Genomic DNA, 16,498 nt, shown 5'->3' with positions numbered 1-16,498 from the left:
ATGCAAACAAGCATTCCTCACTACCGGCACAGGATACGCAAAGGTCCGGCAGGTGCACTCTACATCTTCGATACCATACGCAAAAAGTGGGTGCGGCTTCTGCCCGAAGAGTGGGTGCGCCAACAGTTCATCCGTTGGCTTATAGAAGAGCAGCACTACCCCGCCGCTTTGATTGCCGTAGAGCAGAGCTTAGGCAAATGGCGTGCCGACATTGTGGTGTATGACCGCCGGGGCATGCCTTTCCTTGTCGTGGAGTGCAAGCGGCATGCCATCACCCTTTCACGCGACACCCTGATGCAGGTGCTTCGATACAACGCCCTGCTCAAAGCCCCCTATTGGGCAATCACCAATGGAGAGGAGGTGCACCTCTTTTCGGTAAACCCCGAAAAGCAAGCAATGGAAGCCCTCGATGCCTTTCCCCCTTTCCCTTCCTGATTTTTTTCAGGCTTGCCATTCATTACCATTTCTGGTAAAAAATCATTAGCTTTACCATGAAGCTTAATTTCCCAAAAGCCCATGAAACGCTTTTTTGCTAACCTTAGCCTCAACACCAAATTTGTGCTGTTTACCCTCGTCACCCTTTTAGTTACTTTCTTGGGGCTGGCGATCTACATCTACGAATATCAGCAGGGCTACTATGAGGACCGCACCGATACCGAAATGTATCAGCACTTGGACGACCTCAGCCGTTTGGTGAAACTCGAATACCGCTACCGCGAAGACATCGTAAAACAAGGCATGCAGGTCCTGCGCTTTCATATGCAGCAGTTGGGGCGCCTGCAGGAAACCAAAGAGCTTTTGCCTCTGGCATTGACCAATGAAGAAAACAAGAATAAAACCTTGGTCAACCTGCCGCGCTGGGAAATAGGCGGGCAGCAAATACAAGGCAGTATTGCCATCGTGGACAGCATTCATAACCTGACCGGCGCAGATGTCTCTATCTATCAAAAAACCAATGTAGGCTTTGCACGCATCAGCACCACCGAGCGCAGCCCCGGCGGCCAACGGTTGGAAGGCTATTATATTTCACCCGAATCGCCCATATCGCTCAGCATAGAACAAGGAAAGCCTTATTTGGGCAGAATCAAACGCTTTGACCGCTGGTATATTGCCTACTTCACCCCCCTTACCATCCTCGACGAAGTAAAGGGCATGCTGTCTATAGCCATTCCCGAAAAGGACCTCAGCTATCTGCGGCGCGAGCTCAAAAGCATTCAGTATTTCCGCACCGGCTATCCCTTCATCATGAGCTATGACGGCGAATATGTGGTGCACCCCTATGCCGAAGGCAAAAAAGAAACGGATTTAAACTTTCTGGAATTTGTACAACAGAAAGAGCGCGGGCGCTATAGTCGCGAGCAAAACAATGAAGAGCAGTTGCTCTATTTTTCTTACTACGAACCCTACGACCTGGTCATTGGCGCTTACGTCGATCGGGCCGAAGCAATAGACCTGCCGCTCAAAGACCTGCGCCGTTCGTTGGCAGTCAGCTTCCTGCTGGCTTTGATTATCGGCTCGGTAGGCATTTCCCTGCTGGTGCGCAGCAATATTCTTAAACCTATCCAACGCTTGGCAGAAGTCATTTCCGACCTTGCCCGTGGGCGTTCGGTAGAGCCGGTACATTTCAACCAAAACGACGAAATAGGCGCCATCGCTGCTTCGGCCAATCAGCTCATACGGGGCTTCAATCAATACTCGCGCTTTGCCCAAGAAATAGAGCAAGGCAATCTCGAGGCTTCGTTTACCCCATTGAGCGACGAGGATATTTTAGGAAAAGCCCTGCTCGACATGCGCGACAGCATCAAAGAAGCTGCCCAACGCAAGCAAAAAGAAGAATGGATGAACGAACGGCTCAACCACTTCAATGAGGTGTTGCGCCGGCAGTTTGAAAACATAGAAGACTTCTCTGCCCGCCTGCTGGCAGAAGTGGTCAACGAGATGGGGGCCGTGCAGGGCGGCATGTTCCTGCTGAATGACGAAACACTGCCTGCCGAGCAGCAAAAACTTGAAATGGTGGCTTGTTATGCCTATAACCGCCACAAGCGCCTCCAGCGCGAAGTGCGCCCCGGCGAAGGCCTGGTAGGGCAAGTATATCTGGAAGGCGATACCGTCAACCTGCTGGAAATACCGGAAGACTACCTGCTGCTCTCTTCGGGATGGGGCGAAACAGAACCCCGCAACATCTTGATTGTACCGCTGAAAACCAACGACGTAACCATTGGCGTGCTGGAGTTGGCAAGCCTTCAACCTTTCAGCCAAGAGCAAATCACCTTGGCAGAAAAGGTAGCGCAAAGTATTGCAGCCACCTTCTTTACCGTGAAAAACACCACACGCACACAACAGCTGCTGCTTGAGCAACAAGAGCTCACTGAGCAATTGCGCGCCCAGGAAGAAGAAATGCGCCAAAACCTCGAAGAGCTGCAAGCCACACAAGAAGAGATGGAGCGCAGTCAAAAGCAACTGCACGCTATTGTCAATGAGGCGCAGCGAAAAGAAGAGCTGCTCAGCTCACTTATCAACAACACGCAAGACCTTATCGTTGCCATTGACGACAAGTACCAAATCACCATCTTCAACAAGGCGGCCAAAGACTGGTTCTTTGAGCAAAATGGCGTGCATCTGAACAACGGTGCCAACATTATCAATATGCTGACGGTAGAGCAAAGCGAAAAATTTAAGGAATACTTCGACCGTGCCCTGTTGGGCGAGCGTTTCTCGGAAGTGGAGCCGGTGCAAACGCCGGCAAACACCACCGAGTATTGGGAGTACACCTTCAATCCCATCAAAAGCAAAGACGACAAGCCCGCCGGTGTGTCTATGTTTGCCCGCAACATCACCGATAAGGTATTGCAAGAGCAGGAGCTCAAAGAAATCAACCGCACCATCATAGAAAAGGACCGCGAGCTGCAGCGCCGTCTCGAAGAGCTGACCCAAGCCCAACAAGCCATCCGGGAAAAGCAAGAAGAGCTCGAAGCCAAAGAGGCAGCCATCGACAGCAGCGCCATCGCCAAAATAGAGATGGACATAGAAGGCAACATATTAGAAGCCAATCAGACTTTCTGCAGCCTGTTTCAGTACGAAAAAGAAGAACTGGAGCACATGCACCATAACAAGCTGGTTGATGCAGAGACGTTGAATTCTATCGAATACCTTAACTTTTGGCGCAACTTGCGCAATGGCATCAGTCAGCATGGCCAATACAAGCGCATTACCCGCTATGGCGAATCCATTTATTTGATTGCCACCTACATACCGGTACGCAACGAAGCGGGCAAAGTAGAACGAATCGTGCAGATGGCTATGGACATTACCGCCTTCGTATTGCGCGAAGAAGTCTATGAAATGCGCATTGCACGCCTGCAACAAGACCTTGAACAGTGCCGCGAGGCGCAAGAGCAAGACAACAGCTCAAACAAAAAGAAATAAGGGCAGTTTGCCCACACACAGGGGATTCCTTGCCCTGCTTGATGCATCATAGGCAAGGAATCTCTATTTTTAGGCTTTCAAAAAGAAATGAACCTTTTGAAATTTTTTACGCTATGGCATCCATACAAGTAGAAGGAGGACACCCACTCAAAGGCACCTTGCACCCCCAAGGGGCAAAAAACGAAGCACTACAGGTGCTCTGTGCCACTTTGCTTACCGAAGAAGAAGTAACCATTCACAACATACCGAACATACGGGACGTCAATAAGCTCATCGAAATACTGCAAGACCTGGGCGTGCGTGTAGAGCGCCTTGCCAAGGGCAGCTATCGTTTTCAAGCCAAAAACATCAACCTTGAGTATCTGGAAACCCCTGCTTTTGCGCAAAAAGCTGCTGCGCTGCGTGGCTCGGTCATGATTTTAGGCCCGCTGCTTGCCCGCTTCGGCTATGCGCGCATTCCCAAGCCCGGGGGCGACAAAATCGGACGCCGCCGCCTCGACACCCACTTCTTGGGACTTCAAAACTTGGGCGCTGACTTTCAATATGACCCGGCCACCGGTTATTACAGCATACAAGCGCATAACCTGAAAGGTACCTACATGCTTTTAGATGAAGCATCGGTTACCGGTACTGCCAATATCATCATGGCGGCCGTGCTTGCCCAAGGTACGACCACCATTTACCATGCCGCCTGTGAGCCCTACATTCAGCAGCTGTGTCATATGCTGGTGCGCATGGGTGCCCGCATTTCAGGTATTGGCTCCAACCTGCTTACGATTGAAGGCGTGGAAGCGCTCGGCGGTACCGAACACACTATCTTGCCCGACATGATAGAAATTGGCAGTTTCATTGGTTTGGCTGCCATGACCGGTTCTGAAATCACCATCCCCAACTGCCGCATCGATCAGCTGGGATGCATTCCGCGCGTCTTCCGGCGTATGGGCATTGACATGGAATTTCGCGGCGATGACATTTACATACCCGCCCAAGAACATTACGAAATAGATACCTTCATGGATGGGTCCATACTGACCATCTCCGACGCCCCCTGGCCCGGCTTCACGCCCGACCTGCTTAGTATCGTGCTGGTAACGGCCATACAAGCACGGGGCACCTTGTTGGTGCACCAAAAAATGTTTGAGAGCCGCTTGTTCTTCGTGGATAAACTCATCGATATGGGGGCGCAAATCATCTTGTGCGACCCGCACCGTGCCACAGTCATAGGCTTAGACAAGAAAATGCCGCTGCGTGGCATACGCATGACCTCGCCCGACATACGTGCCGGCGTGGCATTGTTGATTGCTGCCCTTTCGGCAGAAGGCATCAGCATCATCGACAATGTGGAGCAGATAGACCGCGGCTACGAAAACATAGACGGACGCCTAAATGCCATAGGTGCCAAAATCAAACGTTTGTAAAGAAATGAAAACACTACTTCTTACCCTATTTTCCTGCATGCTGCTTGCCGCTGCTCATGCACAGGGGCACCTGGTTTTTTCCGATAGTGTGTACCGCCTCCCCCAACCACTGCTGAAAGGACAGACAGCCGAGGTGGTGCTTCGCTGCACCAACACGGGCGATGCACCGGTGCTCATCTGGCAAGTGCAAAGCAGTTGTTATTGTGTACTAAGCGAGAAGCCCAAGCAAGCCATTGCCCCCGGCGACAGCGCTCATATACGCGTTAAGATACAAAGCGAAGGACTGCCGGCAGGACCTTTCCGGCGCCATCTTTTGGTTATCAGCAATGCCGTGCCTCCGGAGCAACTTTTGCGCATAGAAGGCGTGGTGGAAGAAAAAAAGTAAGCCCTCTTGCTTTGGCATGCCGGGGCAAAGCGAAACTACTGTTCGAACAAAAGCAACAACATTTGCGCAACGAAATCTACTGTTTCGAACGGTGCCGGGCACGCCATGTCGAACGAAGTGAGCCTTCCCCTCAAACCACAAGAAGCAAAGAGATCTCTCGCTGCGCTCGAAATGACAAGGGGGCATCCGGAATAACAAAAAGGAAGGGGGCTTGAAAGAAAAAAAGTCAATGTACAAAAAGATGCTTCCGAAAAAGCAAAAGACCTTGTGAAAAAAGCTACTTTGTCATTTCGAGCCTCACGCAGTGAGGTGAGAATTCTCAAGCTCAAGCCCGCCAAGCTCCCCCCCCACTTCGTGTATCTCCTTGCAATCACCTGTTATTCTTTATGATAGCCACAAGCATCATAAAAGCGAAAAAATTTTTTCGCTTTTATGTTTGGATTATTGAAACCACTTGCCGTATATTTGCATCGTCAATCAGGGCAATGGCCCGTTCGTCTAGCGGTCTAGGACGCCACCCTTTCACGGTGGAAACACGGGTTCGAGTCCCGTACGGGTCACCAAAAACAACAAAAAAGCTTCCCTTCATGAAGGGAAGCTTTTTTTATTCATGAGCTGCACTACCGGAAAAGCCACCGCAAACAAACAGGCTTTTTCGCAGCAGAAGAAAGCATACTTAAGAATAATGCTGTAACTTTGCCGGTAACGATTCTTTACGTATTTTATCCATGAGCATGAACACCCAACCAACAACCCTGACCTTAGCCCGGCGTGTAGAAGCCTTTGTGCAGTTGGGGCAACAGCTGAAAAACCTACCGGAGGCAGAAAAAACGGCTTTGTTCCAAAGCGCCGAAGCGCGCAATCCCTGGTTCACTGCCGAAAATTTACACTTTGCTTTGGAAGCCCTGCAACATTATCTCGACGCCGGCGCCCTGCAAGCATGGCTACAACCTTATTTGCCCCTGCTTGAACAGGCGCGCACGCCCCTGCCCGTTGGCGTAGTGATGGCAGGCAACATACCGGCCGTAGGCTTTCATGACCTGCTGTGCGTGCTGCTGAGCGGACACAAGCTCTTGGCAAAGCTTAGCAGCGACGACGAAGTGCTCATGCGCTACCTTATTGACCGGCTTTGTGAAATAGAGCCGGCTTTCAAACCTTTGATTGAGCTGCCCGAGTTTATCAACCAAGCTGCTGCCTACATTGCTACCGGCAGCAACCACTCGAACCGTTACTTCAAACACTACTTCGGCAAAAAGCCCCATATCTTGCGTGGACATCGCAATGCCGTGGCCATCCTCGATGGCAACGAAACCATAAACGATTTCTTGGCACTGGGCAAAGACATATTCCGTTACTTCGGCTTGGGCTGCCGCAACGTGTCAAAGTTGTATGTGCCGCGCCACTACGACTTCCAAGCTCTTTTTGAAGGCATGGAAGCCTATCGCGACATTATCAACCATCATAAGTACGCCAACAACTACGAATACAACAAAGCTGTTTTCCTGGTAAAACCTGTGCCACACTTAGACAACGGTTTTCTGCTGCTGCGCGAAGCCGCCGAGATTGCCTCGCCGGTAGCCGTCTTGCATTATGAATATTATGACGACGCCGGTGCCTTGCAAGAAGAATTGCAAAAACACAGTGCTGCCATACAATGCATGCTTAGCCGTGCGGGCACCTTTCCGGGCACCATCCCCTTTGGCGAAGCCCAAAATCCACGCCTAAGCGACTATGCCGATGGCATAGATACCATGCAATTCCTTCTTACTTTATCTGCTTAGCTTATCTTCACATTGGTCAATAACTTTTAAAAAACAAAAACTATGGGAGCAATCACCGATTTCATTGAAAAACACTATTTACACTTCAACGCTGCAGCACTGAAAGATGCTGCCCGCGCTTACAAAAAACATATTGACGAAGGTGGCAAAATGCTCATCTCTTTGGCCGGTGCCATGAGTACCGCCGAGCTGGGCAAATCCTTGGCTGAAATGATACGCCAAGACAAAGTAGCCATCATCTCCTGCACCGGTGCCAACCTCGAAGAAGATGTTATGAACCTGGTGGCTCACAACCACTATGAGCGCATTCCGAACTGGCGCGACCTCACCCCCGAAGAAGAGCAGGCCTTGCTTGAAAGAGGCATGAACCGTGTAACCGACACTTGTATTCCCGAAGAGGAAGCCTTCCGCAAGCTGGAAGACCGCATCTTGAAACTGTGGCAAAAAGCACAAGCAGAAGGCAAACGTTATTTCCCCCACGAATATTTTTATCAACTGATATGGAGCGGCGAACTGGAAAACGACTACGAAATAGACCCCAAAGACAGTTGGATGGTAGCCGCAGCCGAAAAAAACCTGCCGATTGTAGTACCCGGCTGGGAAGATTCCACCCTCGGCAACATCTTTGCCGCCCACTGCATCAAAGGCGACGTGCGCCCCGACGTGGTGAAGTCAGGCATTGAATACATGATGTTTTTGGCTGACTGGTATCAAAAGAACAGCGGCGGCAAAGGCGTCGGCTTCTTCCAAATAGGTGGCGGCATTGCCGGCGACTTCCCCATTTGTGTGGTACCCATGCTGCACCAAGACCTGCAAATGGAAAACATTCCTGTATGGGCTTACTTCTGTCAAATATCTGACTCCACAACAAGCTACGGTTCTTATTCCGGTGCTGTACCCAACGAAAAAATCACTTGGGGCAAACTGGCCGTAGACACGCCCAAATTCATCGTAGAGTCGGATGCCACGATTGTAGCACCGCTTATCTTTGCTTACGTTTTGGGCTGGTAAACACCCATAAAAATTGACTGCAAAGCTCGCTTAGCTCCGTAAGTTTTCAAAACCTTGCGGAGCTTTTGTTTTCGATGTTTGTCATATCGAACAAAGCGGAGCGGAGATTGAGATTTCTCGCTGCGCTCGAAATGACAAGAGGGGGCATGCTCAAAATGACAAGGAGAGTACCCGGACGAACGAAAGCGATTCAGAAGCCTCTTTGCTTTTACCCGGCGCTAACAAAAACTTTACAAAAGGAACTTGCATCATTCACAAAATAGTTTTATACTTGATTTGGAAAACATTAAAATACAAAAGTATTCAAGACGCCACCCTTCAAATATGGAGCCTGCACGCTCAGCGTGGTGCCCCTGCGAGCTGAGCCTACAGACAGAAGCGAACAGGTATCGCAGCTGTTGTTTGGCGATGTTGTCTCTGTTCTTGAAATGTCGGACGACGAAAAATGGCTCCGCATCCAACATGTCTTCGACGGATACGTAGGCTGGATAGACCTGCTGCAGCTGGCTGCCATCTCCGAAGAAGAATATTTGCGCCTGCAAAGACACCCGGCACCGGTGGTGGCCAATCTCTGCCATTTCCTGCACAACAACCGGCGGCGGATCCCTGTCACCATAGGCTGCTCCTTGCCTTTTTACGAGCACGGTAAGCTCTACCTCGCCGGTGAGCATTATCACTTTCAAGGCGAAATTTACGACACACAATATCCTAAAAGCCGCGGCTTTGTGATGCAAGCTGCCCGGCAGCTTTTGCATGCCCCCTACCAATGGGGTGGGCGTAGCCCCTTCGGCATTGACTGCTCCGGCTTCGTGCAGCTGGTCTTTAAAATGGCCGGCTACCGCTTGTTGCGCGACGCTTATCAACAAGCCGAACAAGGGCACATGCTCGATGGCCTTTCGCAAGCCGAGCCCGGCGATATCGCCTTCTTCGAACGCAACAAACGCATTGTGCACGTAGGCATCTTGCTCGAAGATCGCAAAATTATTCATGCGCGCGGCTGCGTACGCATTGACCTGCTCGACAATACAGGCATTCTGGATATACAAACTCAAACCTACTCGCACCGCTTATCGCATATAAGCCGGATTGTGAGTACATAAAACCGCAAAGCCATGGGCAAGGTACTCATTCTGAACCAAGACTACAGCGCGCTGACTGTCTGCTCGGCACAAAAGGCGTTTATCTTGCTGTATCTGCAAAAAGCCGAGCTGGTAAAAGAAAATCCACGGCAGAAGTTACGCAGCGTAAACCATGCCTACCCCATGCCGTTGGTCATACGGCTGCACCGTTACGTGCATATCCCCTACAAAGGAGTAATGCTGAGCCGTCAGAACATTTTCCGCCGCGACGGCTACCGCTGCCAATATTGTGGTGCCAAGCAAGACCTTACACTCGACCATGTAGTGCCCCGTTCGCGTGGCGGCAAGTCATCGTGGACCAACTTGGTGACAGCCTGCAAGCGCTGCAACAACAAAAAGGGCGACCTGACCCCCGAAGAAGCAGGCATGCCCTTGCGTCGCCAACCCTACCGCCCTTCTTTTGTGATGTTTTTGCGCAGCCTTTCAGGGCCCGTTTCTGAGGCATGGATTCCTTTTTTGGGCGGGCAGGAGGTTTAGCTTACTGCCATTGAACAAAGCCGCTCAAAAGTTTGTAATTTGCATCTCAGTCACAAGAGCCATCATAAAAAACAAATTTGGTTATGCGCTTTTTGATTGTGGATGAGATGCATCCCTCTATTTTACCCTTGCTTGCCGACTTGGGTATAGAAGCCGACTATGAGCCCGGCATAGACTACCGGCAAGCCAAATCGGTCATCCGTCAATACGAAGGCTTGATTATCCGCAGTAAGTTCTTTGTAGATGCAGGTTTTCTTCAGGCTGCCCCACGCCTGCAGCTGATAGCACGCGCAGGCTCCGGCTTAGATAATATAGACCTGGTAGCTGCCCGCCGGCAAAACATACATATCATCAACGCCCCGGAAGGCAACCGCGATGCTGTTGCCGAGCATGTCATAGGCATGCTGCTGGCTCTGATGAATAAAGTGTGTTGGGCAAACCGGGAAATCAGACAATGGATATGGCAACGCGAAGCCAATCGTGGTGAAGAAATACGGGGCAAAACGGTGGCTATCATAGGTTATGGCAACACGGGGCGTGCCCTTGCCAAAAAGCTAAGCGGCTTTGAGTGCCGGGTGCTTTGCTACGACCACAAACTTACTGCCTATGCCGACAAATATGCCATGGAAGTAAGCATGGATGAAATATGGGATCAGGCAGACATCGTGAGCATCCACTTGCCACTTACCGAAAAGACACGCCGGCTGGTAGATTATGACTACCTCACGCGCTTTCGCAAGCCTGTTTATTTTGTAAATAGTGCCCGTGGTGAAATTGTGGTATTGCGTGACCTGCTGAAAGCCCTGCAAGAGGGAATTGTCCGGGGCGCTTGTCTTGATGTGCTGGAGTGTGAAAAGTTCGAGCGGCTTACCGAAGAACAAAAACAAACACTTGAAGCACTGTTTGCCTTACCGCAGGTGTTGTTTACTCCCCACGTAGCCGGCTGGACGCGCGAGTCCTATGTGCGTATCAATGAAGCTTTGGTCAAGAAAATACGTATGTTTTTGCAACAGTCAAATCAATAACGCAATGAGAAAAATCATTGGCAGCCTGTTTGTTCTTCTTCTACTTTGCGGTTGCTCGTCGGAGCAGCGTGCCGCTGAGGCATGGGCCGACTGGCAGTGCCGTTATACCCACACTCTCCGGCTGTTTGCCACCGCCCCACCCCCACAATCCGACAGCCTGTGGCAGGTGCTGCGCCAGCTGGAAGAGGAACGCCTCACCCATGCCATTGATTTAAAAAACAGTTTGGGCAACGAAGCACTCAACCCCGATGCCTTCCGTAAGCTCGACAGCTTGGCCGCTGCCCTGGCAGAGCCTTGTGTGGAATAAAATAAAGTACTTGTATGCAGCTAAAAAAAAGTCTGTGGCATGCTATCAGCCGCCCCGTGTCCGTGGCTCCTCTGGCTACTTTTCGTTTCATCTTTGGCGTTGCCATGTTTATCAGCACCCTGCGCTTTCTGTGGATGGGCTGGGTGTACGACCATTACATAGCACCTAAACTGCACTTTCATTATTTTGGCTTTGAATGGATAGAACCGGCACCCGCGTGGGCACTGTATGCCATCCATGGGCTGATGCTGCTTGCCGCCTTGGGCATGGCTTTGGGGTATCGCTACCGCCTGTCGGCTGTTTTGTTTTTTCTATGTTTTACCTACACCGAACTCATCGACATCACCTATTATTTGAACCACTACTATTTTGTGAGTCTGGTGTCTTTCGTCATGATATTTTTGCCGGCGCATTACAATTATTCGCTCGATGCCCGCTTGGGCAAAGTGCAGGCAGTCCGCTATGTAGAACGCTGGCAAGTAGGTATTGTGCGTTTCTTGCTGGCCATGGTCTATTTTTATGCCGGTGTGGCAAAAATCAACGATGAGTGGTTGTTGCATGCCCTGCCTTTGCGTATTTGGCTGCCTGCTCACAACGACATGCCGCTGCTGGGTCCCGCCTTCAACTACCCGCTCACTGCTTATGTGTTCAGCTGGGCAGGCATGCTCTACGACACGCTGATTCCCTTCTTCTTGCTCAACAGGCGCACACGCCCCTTTGCCTACATAGTGGTATTGTTCTTTCACGGCGTAACCGGCTATCTGTTTCAAATAGGCATGTTTCCGCTCATTATGAGTGCTTCGGTGTTGGTGTTTTTCTCTTCGGAGTGGCACGAAAGGCTGTGGCAGCGCTACCTGCCCGGCTGGCAAGTAGCTACACAGGCATTTCGCCCGGCCTCTTTTCCCCGCCTGCAATATGCTTTCTGGGCATTGTTTGTGTGTTTTCAAGTGCTTTTCCCTTGGCGCTATTTGCTTTATCCGGGAAACCTGTTCTGGAACGAAGACGGTTTTCGCTTTTCTTGGCGCGTGATGCTCATAGAAAAAGCCGGTACCGCTACTTTTTTTGTGCGTGACCGCCAAAGTGGGCATGAGTGGGTCATCGACAACCGCGAGTTTTTAAATACGCACCAAGAAAAGCAAATGGCCATGCAGCCCGATTTGATTCTTCAGTTTGCCCACTACCTGCATGATTATTACGAAAAACAAGGGGTTGCCGATCCCATCGTGCGTGCCGAGGTGTATGTAACCCTCAACGGGCGCCCCAGCAGCTTGTATTTTTCGCCGGATTTGGATTTAAGCCGCCTCGAAGACAGCTGGGCGCCACGTCGCTGGCTCTATCCGGCGCCTCCCTTGCAAGAGCCGCCTTTTCAAGGGCTTTTAAACATTTTTTAAAGACACGGGCACTCTTGTAATATTTTTCATGCTTTTGGTGAGACATTTAAAAATAAAATTTCGTTTTTTGAGTAGTGAAATTCTCATGACTCACAAAGCCTGACTACTATGAGTTCAACTCCCGTATATTGCCTCATTGATGATGATGAAATCAGCAATTTGATTAGCGCTACCATTATTCAGAAAGTAACAGGTGCCCAAGTAATCACATTCACTCGTGCCCGGGAAGCACTTGAATACCTTCAGTCTGCAGAACGCCTCCCCGATGCCATCTTTTTGGATATCAATATGCCGGAAATGAACGGATGGGAATTTCTGGATGCGGTCGAGCAACTGCCCGGCGACATCAAAAATGCTCTTCAAATTTACATGCTTAGTTCTTCTATAGACATAGAAGACCAACGAAAAGCCGAAACATACCGGCTTGTAAGGGGCTATATTACCAAGCCTATCTCACCGGATAAAATGGTGGCTACCGTGAGCAACTAAATGCAAACATGCCGGTGCGTTCTCTCACCGGCATGTAAGATTTTTCCTGGTTGGTGTTCGATGGGTTGTCAGAACTGCATTTCGGGCACTTCGCCTTCCACAATCAGTTTTCCTTCAGTTGCTTGGCGTATATAATCAACACTTACACCGGGAGCCCGTTCTTTTAAGAGGAAACCACCTTCCGGCAAAATATCCAAAACAGCCAAGTCCGTAACTACCTTTTTCACGCAGCGCACGCCCGTAAGCGGCAAGGTACACTTTTTCAACAGCTTCGATTCGCCGGTTTTGGTGGTATGCTGCATGGCCACAATGATATTTTTGGCGGAAGCCACCAAGTCCATGGCGCCGCCCATGCCCTTTACCATCTTACCGGGAATTTTCCAGTTGGCAATATCGCCGTTTTCCGACACCTCCATGGCGCCCAGCACAGTCAGGTCGATATGCCCCCCTCGAATCATGGCAAAACTTTCGGCAGAGCTGAACAGGGCAGCACCGGGCACCATGGTAACCGTCTCTTTACCGGCATTGATAAGGTCCGGGTCTTCCTCCCCTTCATAGGGATAGGGTCCCATGCCCAGCAAGCCATTTTCCGATTGCAACACCACATGGATGCCTTCGGGTATGTAGTTGGCAACCAAGGTAGGGATGCCAATGCCTAAATTCACATAAAAGCCGTCTTGTAGTTCGCGGGCTATTCTTTGAGCTATTTGTTCTTTTGTCAGAGCCATAATTTCGCTGGGTTTTGAGTTATGCATTGCGTGGACGTACGGTGCGGCGCTCGATGCGCTTTTCATAATTTTTGCCGTGATAGATATGCTGCACATAAATACCGGGCGTATGGATTTCATTGGGATCCAACTCGCCGGCGGGCACCAGCTCTTCTACTTCGGCAATGGTAATTTTTCCTGCCGCTGCCATCATAGGGTTGAAGTTACGGGCAGTCCCTTTGTAGATGAGGTTGCCCATGGTATCGCCTTTCCAAGCTTTGACCAGGGCATAATCGGCACGCAACCAACGCTCCATCAGGTAGAGCTTTCCGTCGAACTCACGCACTTCTTTGCCTTCGGCTACTTCGGTGCCTACGCCTGCCGGCGTGAAAAATGCCGGTATGCCGGCACCACCGGCGCGAATGCGCTCTGCCAAAGTGCCTTGTGGGATGAGTTCTACTTCCAGCTCGCCACTCAACAGCTGACGTTCGAACTCCTTATTTTCACCTACATAAGAAGAAATCATCTTACGTACTTGCCTGTTCTTGAGCAAGATGCCTATACCGAAATCGTCCACACCGGCATTGTTCGATATGCAAACCAAATCTTTCACACCACTGCGTGCCAAAGCAGCGATGCAATGCTCGGGAATGCCGCATAAGCCAAAGCCGCCCAACATAAGGGTAGCCCCGTCGGGAATCTGTGCAATCAGGGCATCTAAGTCGTGTACAGTTTTATCTATCATGATGCTTGCTTGTTTTAGTATGGCTAATATGCAAAGTTTTATTGAAAAAAATCAATTTTATAGTACTTTCTTTGCCGGCTTGGGCATTTTTTTATCATTTCGCAACTTTGCTTTCACCTAAACCGCCAGAACATGCGCTATCAACTGATTCCCTATACGCTGCACTTTAAATTCAAAGCCGGTACCTCGAGAGGGTATCTCACGCAAAAAACCTCTTACTTTATTGTGCTTACCGACGAACAGGGGCGACGAGGCATTGGTGAGGCTGCTCCCGTGCCAAAGCTCAGCCCCGACGATACGCCGGCGCTTCCTGCTCAAGCCCATGCTCTTCTCAAAGCCCTATGCCGGACCTCTTTCGACTCGCTATCTGCTGCTTTGGAATGGCTGGCACAACACTGCCCCCCCAATTTTCCCTCCCTGCGTTTCGGTGTGGAAACAGCACTACGCAGCTTGTGGAGTAAGCATCCTTTCATCCTGTTCGATATGCCTTTTGTGCACGGGCAACAAGGCATTCCCATCAATGGCTTGGTATGGATGGGCGACCTCGATTTCATGCAAAAACAAATAGAAGAGAAGCTGCAACAGGGCTTCCGCTGTATCAAGATGAAAATAGGAGCCTTGGAGGTGGAAAAAGAGTTGGGTTTGCTACGTGAACTGCGGCAACGCTTCCCTGCCGACGCTCTTACGCTGCGCGTGGATGCCAACGGTGCCTTCGGTGCAGAAGAAGTCATGCCCGTACTCGAAGCCCTTGCAGCCCTCGAAGTGCACTCCATAGAGCAGCCCATTCGCCCCGGTCAGTGGGATGCCATGGCACACTTATGCGAAGTGAGCCCGGTAGCTATTGCACTGGACGAAGAGCTGATAGGCATTCACACGAAAGAAGAAAAGACACGCTTATTGAAACATATACGACCTCCTTACATCATCTTAAAGCCCGGCTTGGTGGGTGGACTTCAGGCAGCAGATGAATGGATACAAGCCGCCAAACTAACGGGAACCGGCTGGTGGGCTACCTCAGCGCTGGAAGCCAACGTAGGTCTGAATGCCATCAGTCAGTGGACGGCTACTTTTGCACCGGCTCTGCCACAGGGCTTGGGTACAGGGCAGCTTTATCATAACAATGTGCCGCTGCCGTTGTCTATTGCCAACGGACATTTATACGCCCACTTCGAGCGGCATGCATCCATCGATTTCGACGCTTGGTTCAACAAAGCATAAAAAAACAGCGGAAGCACAAGGTGCCCCCGTTGTTTCATGTATCCTCACTATATGGAAAGTGCTATTGCAGCTTTGTCTTACGCATGGATGCTCAATAAAGGGACTTCTGTCTTAAAGAGCATCCGGCGCGTATGACTTTTATCGAACAAGCGTTTAAACACAGATTGTTGATGCGGAATCATTACCAGCCAGTCTATATTATGTGTCTGCACATAACGTTCAATGGCTTCTTCCGGCGATTCTGCTTCTTCCAAATGGTAGTCGTGGCGGTACTTTTGGAAGTATCGGTCCAATAGTACGATGGCTTCTTCTTTTTCGGGTGTCAGCTCTTTTTCAGGCCTTTTCACGTGTATGATGTGAATGGCGGCATCGAAGCGTTCGGCTATGTATTTTATCAAACGCATACCGGCTTTGTTGATATCAACTTGCCGGCAGTCGGTAGCAAAAGCAATATGAAATACGCCCCGGAAAGCAGCCTGCGGCGGAACCGCCAACACAGGCATATCTTTGATTTCATCTATCAAAGTAGTGGTAACCGTGCCCAGCCATCTGTCCAGCGCCCCACCACCACGCGTACCTACAATCAAAAGATCATGTGGTTGTTCCAAAACAAAATCCTTTATTGCTTCCACCACAAAGGCCCGTCGCAAAATAAAAGACACGTTCACTGATGGGTATTGAGCACACAACGCCTTTACCTCTGTTTCCATTTTCTGCCGTGCTTCCTCTTCCAAAGCCTCAACCGAAAGCGGGTCAAAAGCCATGCCTTCGCCCAGTGCTGCCACCGGCACATGCCACGCATGCAGCACGCTCACCTCTGCCCGCAAGAACTTGGCAAGCTCCAGGGCATAAAGCAGTGCATTTTGTGCCACAGCAGAAAAATCAGTTGCGACTAAAAATCGTAGCTTTGCCATTGTTATCTTGTCGATGTACTTCAAAAGTAGCAGAAGAAGTGTCAACGGCAAATGACTTTTATCAA

16 protein-coding genes and 1 tRNA gene are annotated in these 16,498 nt (G+C 50.3%); 14 read left to right on the top strand and 3 right to left on the bottom strand.

The features are described from left to right. The 13 genes from QVE43_RS11915 to QVE43_RS11855 all read left to right on the top strand — a co-directional run bounded on the left by QVE43_RS11915 (position 1) and on the right by QVE43_RS11855 (position 12,849). Positions 1 to 435, top strand: coding sequence for a type I restriction enzyme HsdR N-terminal domain-containing protein (locus tag QVE43_RS11915; protein WP_038030531.1), 435 nt, complete (start codon positions 1 to 3; stop codon positions 433 to 435). 81 nt (positions 436 to 516) lie between these two features. Further along, positions 517 to 3,426: a Cache 3/Cache 2 fusion domain-containing protein gene (locus QVE43_RS11910; protein ID WP_288007443.1), complete on the top strand. Its 2,910-nt coding sequence runs from the start codon at positions 517 to 519 to the stop codon at positions 3,424 to 3,426. Between the two features lie 113 nt (positions 3,427 to 3,539). Continuing rightward, positions 3,540 to 4,844: a UDP-N-acetylglucosamine 1-carboxyvinyltransferase gene (gene murA / locus QVE43_RS11905; RefSeq protein WP_288007441.1), complete on the top strand. Its 1,305-nt coding sequence runs from the start codon at positions 3,540 to 3,542 to the stop codon at positions 4,842 to 4,844. Between the two features lie 4 nt (positions 4,845 to 4,848). Continuing rightward, positions 4,849 to 5,229, top strand: a complete 381-nt coding sequence (locus QVE43_RS11900; protein WP_084147143.1) for a DUF1573 domain-containing protein — start codon at positions 4,849 to 4,851, stop codon at positions 5,227 to 5,229. Positions 5,230 to 5,716: 487 nt separating this feature from the next. After that, positions 5,717 to 5,792: transfer RNA gene (locus QVE43_RS11895), tRNA-Glu, on the top strand. Positions 5,793 to 5,957: 165 nt separating this feature from the next. After that, a complete protein-coding gene (locus tag QVE43_RS11890) occupies positions 5,958 to 7,010 on the top strand; it encodes an acyl-CoA reductase (protein ID WP_288007439.1) in 1,053 nt (350 codons plus the stop codon). Positions 7,011 to 7,052: 42 nt separating this feature from the next. Then, positions 7,053 to 8,021: a deoxyhypusine synthase family protein gene (locus tag QVE43_RS11885; protein ID WP_288007437.1), complete on the top strand. Its 969-nt coding sequence runs from the start codon at positions 7,053 to 7,055 to the stop codon at positions 8,019 to 8,021. Positions 8,022 to 8,365: 344 nt separating this feature from the next. Next, positions 8,366 to 9,121: a C40 family peptidase gene (locus QVE43_RS11880; RefSeq protein ID WP_288007435.1), complete on the top strand. Its 756-nt coding sequence runs from the start codon at positions 8,366 to 8,368 to the stop codon at positions 9,119 to 9,121. A 12-nt stretch (positions 9,122 to 9,133) separates the two neighbouring features. Further along, complete coding sequence (locus tag QVE43_RS11875; RefSeq protein ID WP_038031570.1) at positions 9,134 to 9,637, top strand: HNH endonuclease; 504 nt, start codon at positions 9,134 to 9,136, stop codon at positions 9,635 to 9,637. Between the two features lie 83 nt (positions 9,638 to 9,720). Next, a complete protein-coding gene (locus QVE43_RS11870) occupies positions 9,721 to 10,662 on the top strand; it encodes an NAD(P)-dependent oxidoreductase (RefSeq protein WP_288007432.1) in 942 nt (313 codons plus the stop codon). A 4-nt stretch (positions 10,663 to 10,666) separates the two neighbouring features. Beyond that, on the top strand, positions 10,667 to 10,969 hold the full coding sequence (locus QVE43_RS11865; RefSeq protein ID WP_288007430.1) for a hypothetical protein: 303 nt from the start codon (positions 10,667 to 10,669) through the stop codon (positions 10,967 to 10,969). A 14-nt stretch (positions 10,970 to 10,983) separates the two neighbouring features. Continuing rightward, positions 10,984 to 12,360 carry an HTTM domain-containing protein gene (locus QVE43_RS11860; protein WP_288007429.1) on the top strand — a complete coding sequence of 459 codons (1,377 nt, stop codon included), beginning with the start codon at positions 10,984 to 10,986 and terminating at the stop codon, positions 12,358 to 12,360. A gap of 108 nt (positions 12,361 to 12,468) precedes the next feature. After that, positions 12,469 to 12,849, top strand: a complete 381-nt coding sequence (locus tag QVE43_RS11855) for a two-component system response regulator (protein WP_288007427.1) — start codon at positions 12,469 to 12,471, stop codon at positions 12,847 to 12,849. 68 nt (positions 12,850 to 12,917) lie between these two features. On the opposite strand, the gene QVE43_RS11850 is transcribed toward QVE43_RS11855, so the two are convergent. Both QVE43_RS11850 and QVE43_RS11845 read right to left on the bottom strand, forming a co-directional pair. Beyond that, complete coding sequence (locus QVE43_RS11850) at positions 12,918 to 13,577, bottom strand: CoA transferase subunit B (RefSeq protein WP_038031560.1); 660 nt, start codon at positions 13,575 to 13,577, stop codon at positions 12,918 to 12,920. Positions 13,578 to 13,596: 19 nt separating this feature from the next. Further along, positions 13,597 to 14,301 (bottom strand): CoA transferase subunit A, encoded by a 705-nt coding sequence (locus QVE43_RS11845; RefSeq protein WP_038031558.1) that lies wholly within the window; start codon positions 14,299 to 14,301, stop codon positions 13,597 to 13,599. Positions 14,302 to 14,433: 132 nt separating this feature from the next. Between QVE43_RS11845 and QVE43_RS11840 the strand changes: the two genes are divergently transcribed. Continuing rightward, positions 14,434 to 15,519: an o-succinylbenzoate synthase gene (locus QVE43_RS11840; RefSeq protein ID WP_288007424.1), complete on the top strand. Its 1,086-nt coding sequence runs from the start codon at positions 14,434 to 14,436 to the stop codon at positions 15,517 to 15,519. Between the two features lie 77 nt (positions 15,520 to 15,596). Here QVE43_RS11840 and QVE43_RS11835 read toward each other — a convergent pair whose 3' ends face one another. Next, complete coding sequence (locus QVE43_RS11835; RefSeq protein ID WP_288007422.1) at positions 15,597 to 16,433, bottom strand: universal stress protein; 837 nt, start codon at positions 16,431 to 16,433, stop codon at positions 15,597 to 15,599. Positions 16,434 to 16,498 lie beyond the last annotated feature (65 nt).

The sequence above is a fragment of the Thermonema sp. genome (assembly GCF_026003375.1).
GTDB classification, from domain to species: domain Bacteria; phylum Bacteroidota; class Bacteroidia; order Cytophagales; family Thermonemataceae; genus Thermonema; species Thermonema rossianum.
Note: the sequence above shows the minus strand (reverse complement) of the source record. Positions and strands in the feature narration are given on the sequence as shown.

Bases quoted from the DNA above. Each gene is read 5' to 3' on its own strand.
- murA (WP_288007441.1), top strand. From the start codon at position 3,540: ATGGCATCCATACAAGTAGAAGGAGGACACCCACTCAAAGGCACCTTG.
- QVE43_RS11885 (WP_288007437.1), top strand. From the start codon at position 7,053: ATGGGAGCAATCACCGATTTCATTGAAAAACACTATTTACACTTCAAC.
- QVE43_RS11890 (WP_288007439.1), top strand. From the start codon at position 5,958: ATGAGCATGAACACCCAACCAACAACCCTGACCTTAGCCCGGCGTGTA.
- QVE43_RS11870 (WP_288007432.1), top strand. From the start codon at position 9,721: ATGCGCTTTTTGATTGTGGATGAGATGCATCCCTCTATTTTACCCTTG.
- QVE43_RS11855 (WP_288007427.1), top strand. From the start codon at position 12,469: ATGAGTTCAACTCCCGTATATTGCCTCATTGATGATGATGAAATCAGC.
- QVE43_RS11840 (WP_288007424.1), top strand. From the start codon at position 14,434: ATGCGCTATCAACTGATTCCCTATACGCTGCACTTTAAATTCAAAGCC.
- QVE43_RS11860 (WP_288007429.1), top strand. From the start codon at position 10,984: ATGCAGCTAAAAAAAAGTCTGTGGCATGCTATCAGCCGCCCCGTGTCC.
- QVE43_RS11850 (WP_038031560.1), bottom strand. From the start codon at position 13,577: ATGGCTCTGACAAAAGAACAAATAGCTCAAAGAATAGCCCGCGAACTA.
- QVE43_RS11865 (WP_288007430.1), top strand. From the start codon at position 10,667: ATGAGAAAAATCATTGGCAGCCTGTTTGTTCTTCTTCTACTTTGCGGT.
- QVE43_RS11845 (WP_038031558.1), bottom strand. From the start codon at position 14,301: ATGATAGATAAAACTGTACACGACTTAGATGCCCTGATTGCACAGATT.
- QVE43_RS11900 (WP_084147143.1), top strand. From the start codon at position 4,849: ATGAAAACACTACTTCTTACCCTATTTTCCTGCATGCTGCTTGCCGCT.
- QVE43_RS11875 (WP_038031570.1), top strand. From the start codon at position 9,134: ATGGGCAAGGTACTCATTCTGAACCAAGACTACAGCGCGCTGACTGTC.
- QVE43_RS11835 (WP_288007422.1), bottom strand. From the start codon at position 16,433: ATGGCAAAGCTACGATTTTTAGTCGCAACTGATTTTTCTGCTGTGGCA.
- QVE43_RS11910 (WP_288007443.1), top strand. From the start codon at position 517: ATGAAACGCTTTTTTGCTAACCTTAGCCTCAACACCAAATTTGTGCTG.
- QVE43_RS11915 (WP_038030531.1), top strand. From the start codon at position 1: ATGCAAACAAGCATTCCTCACTACCGGCACAGGATACGCAAAGGTCCG.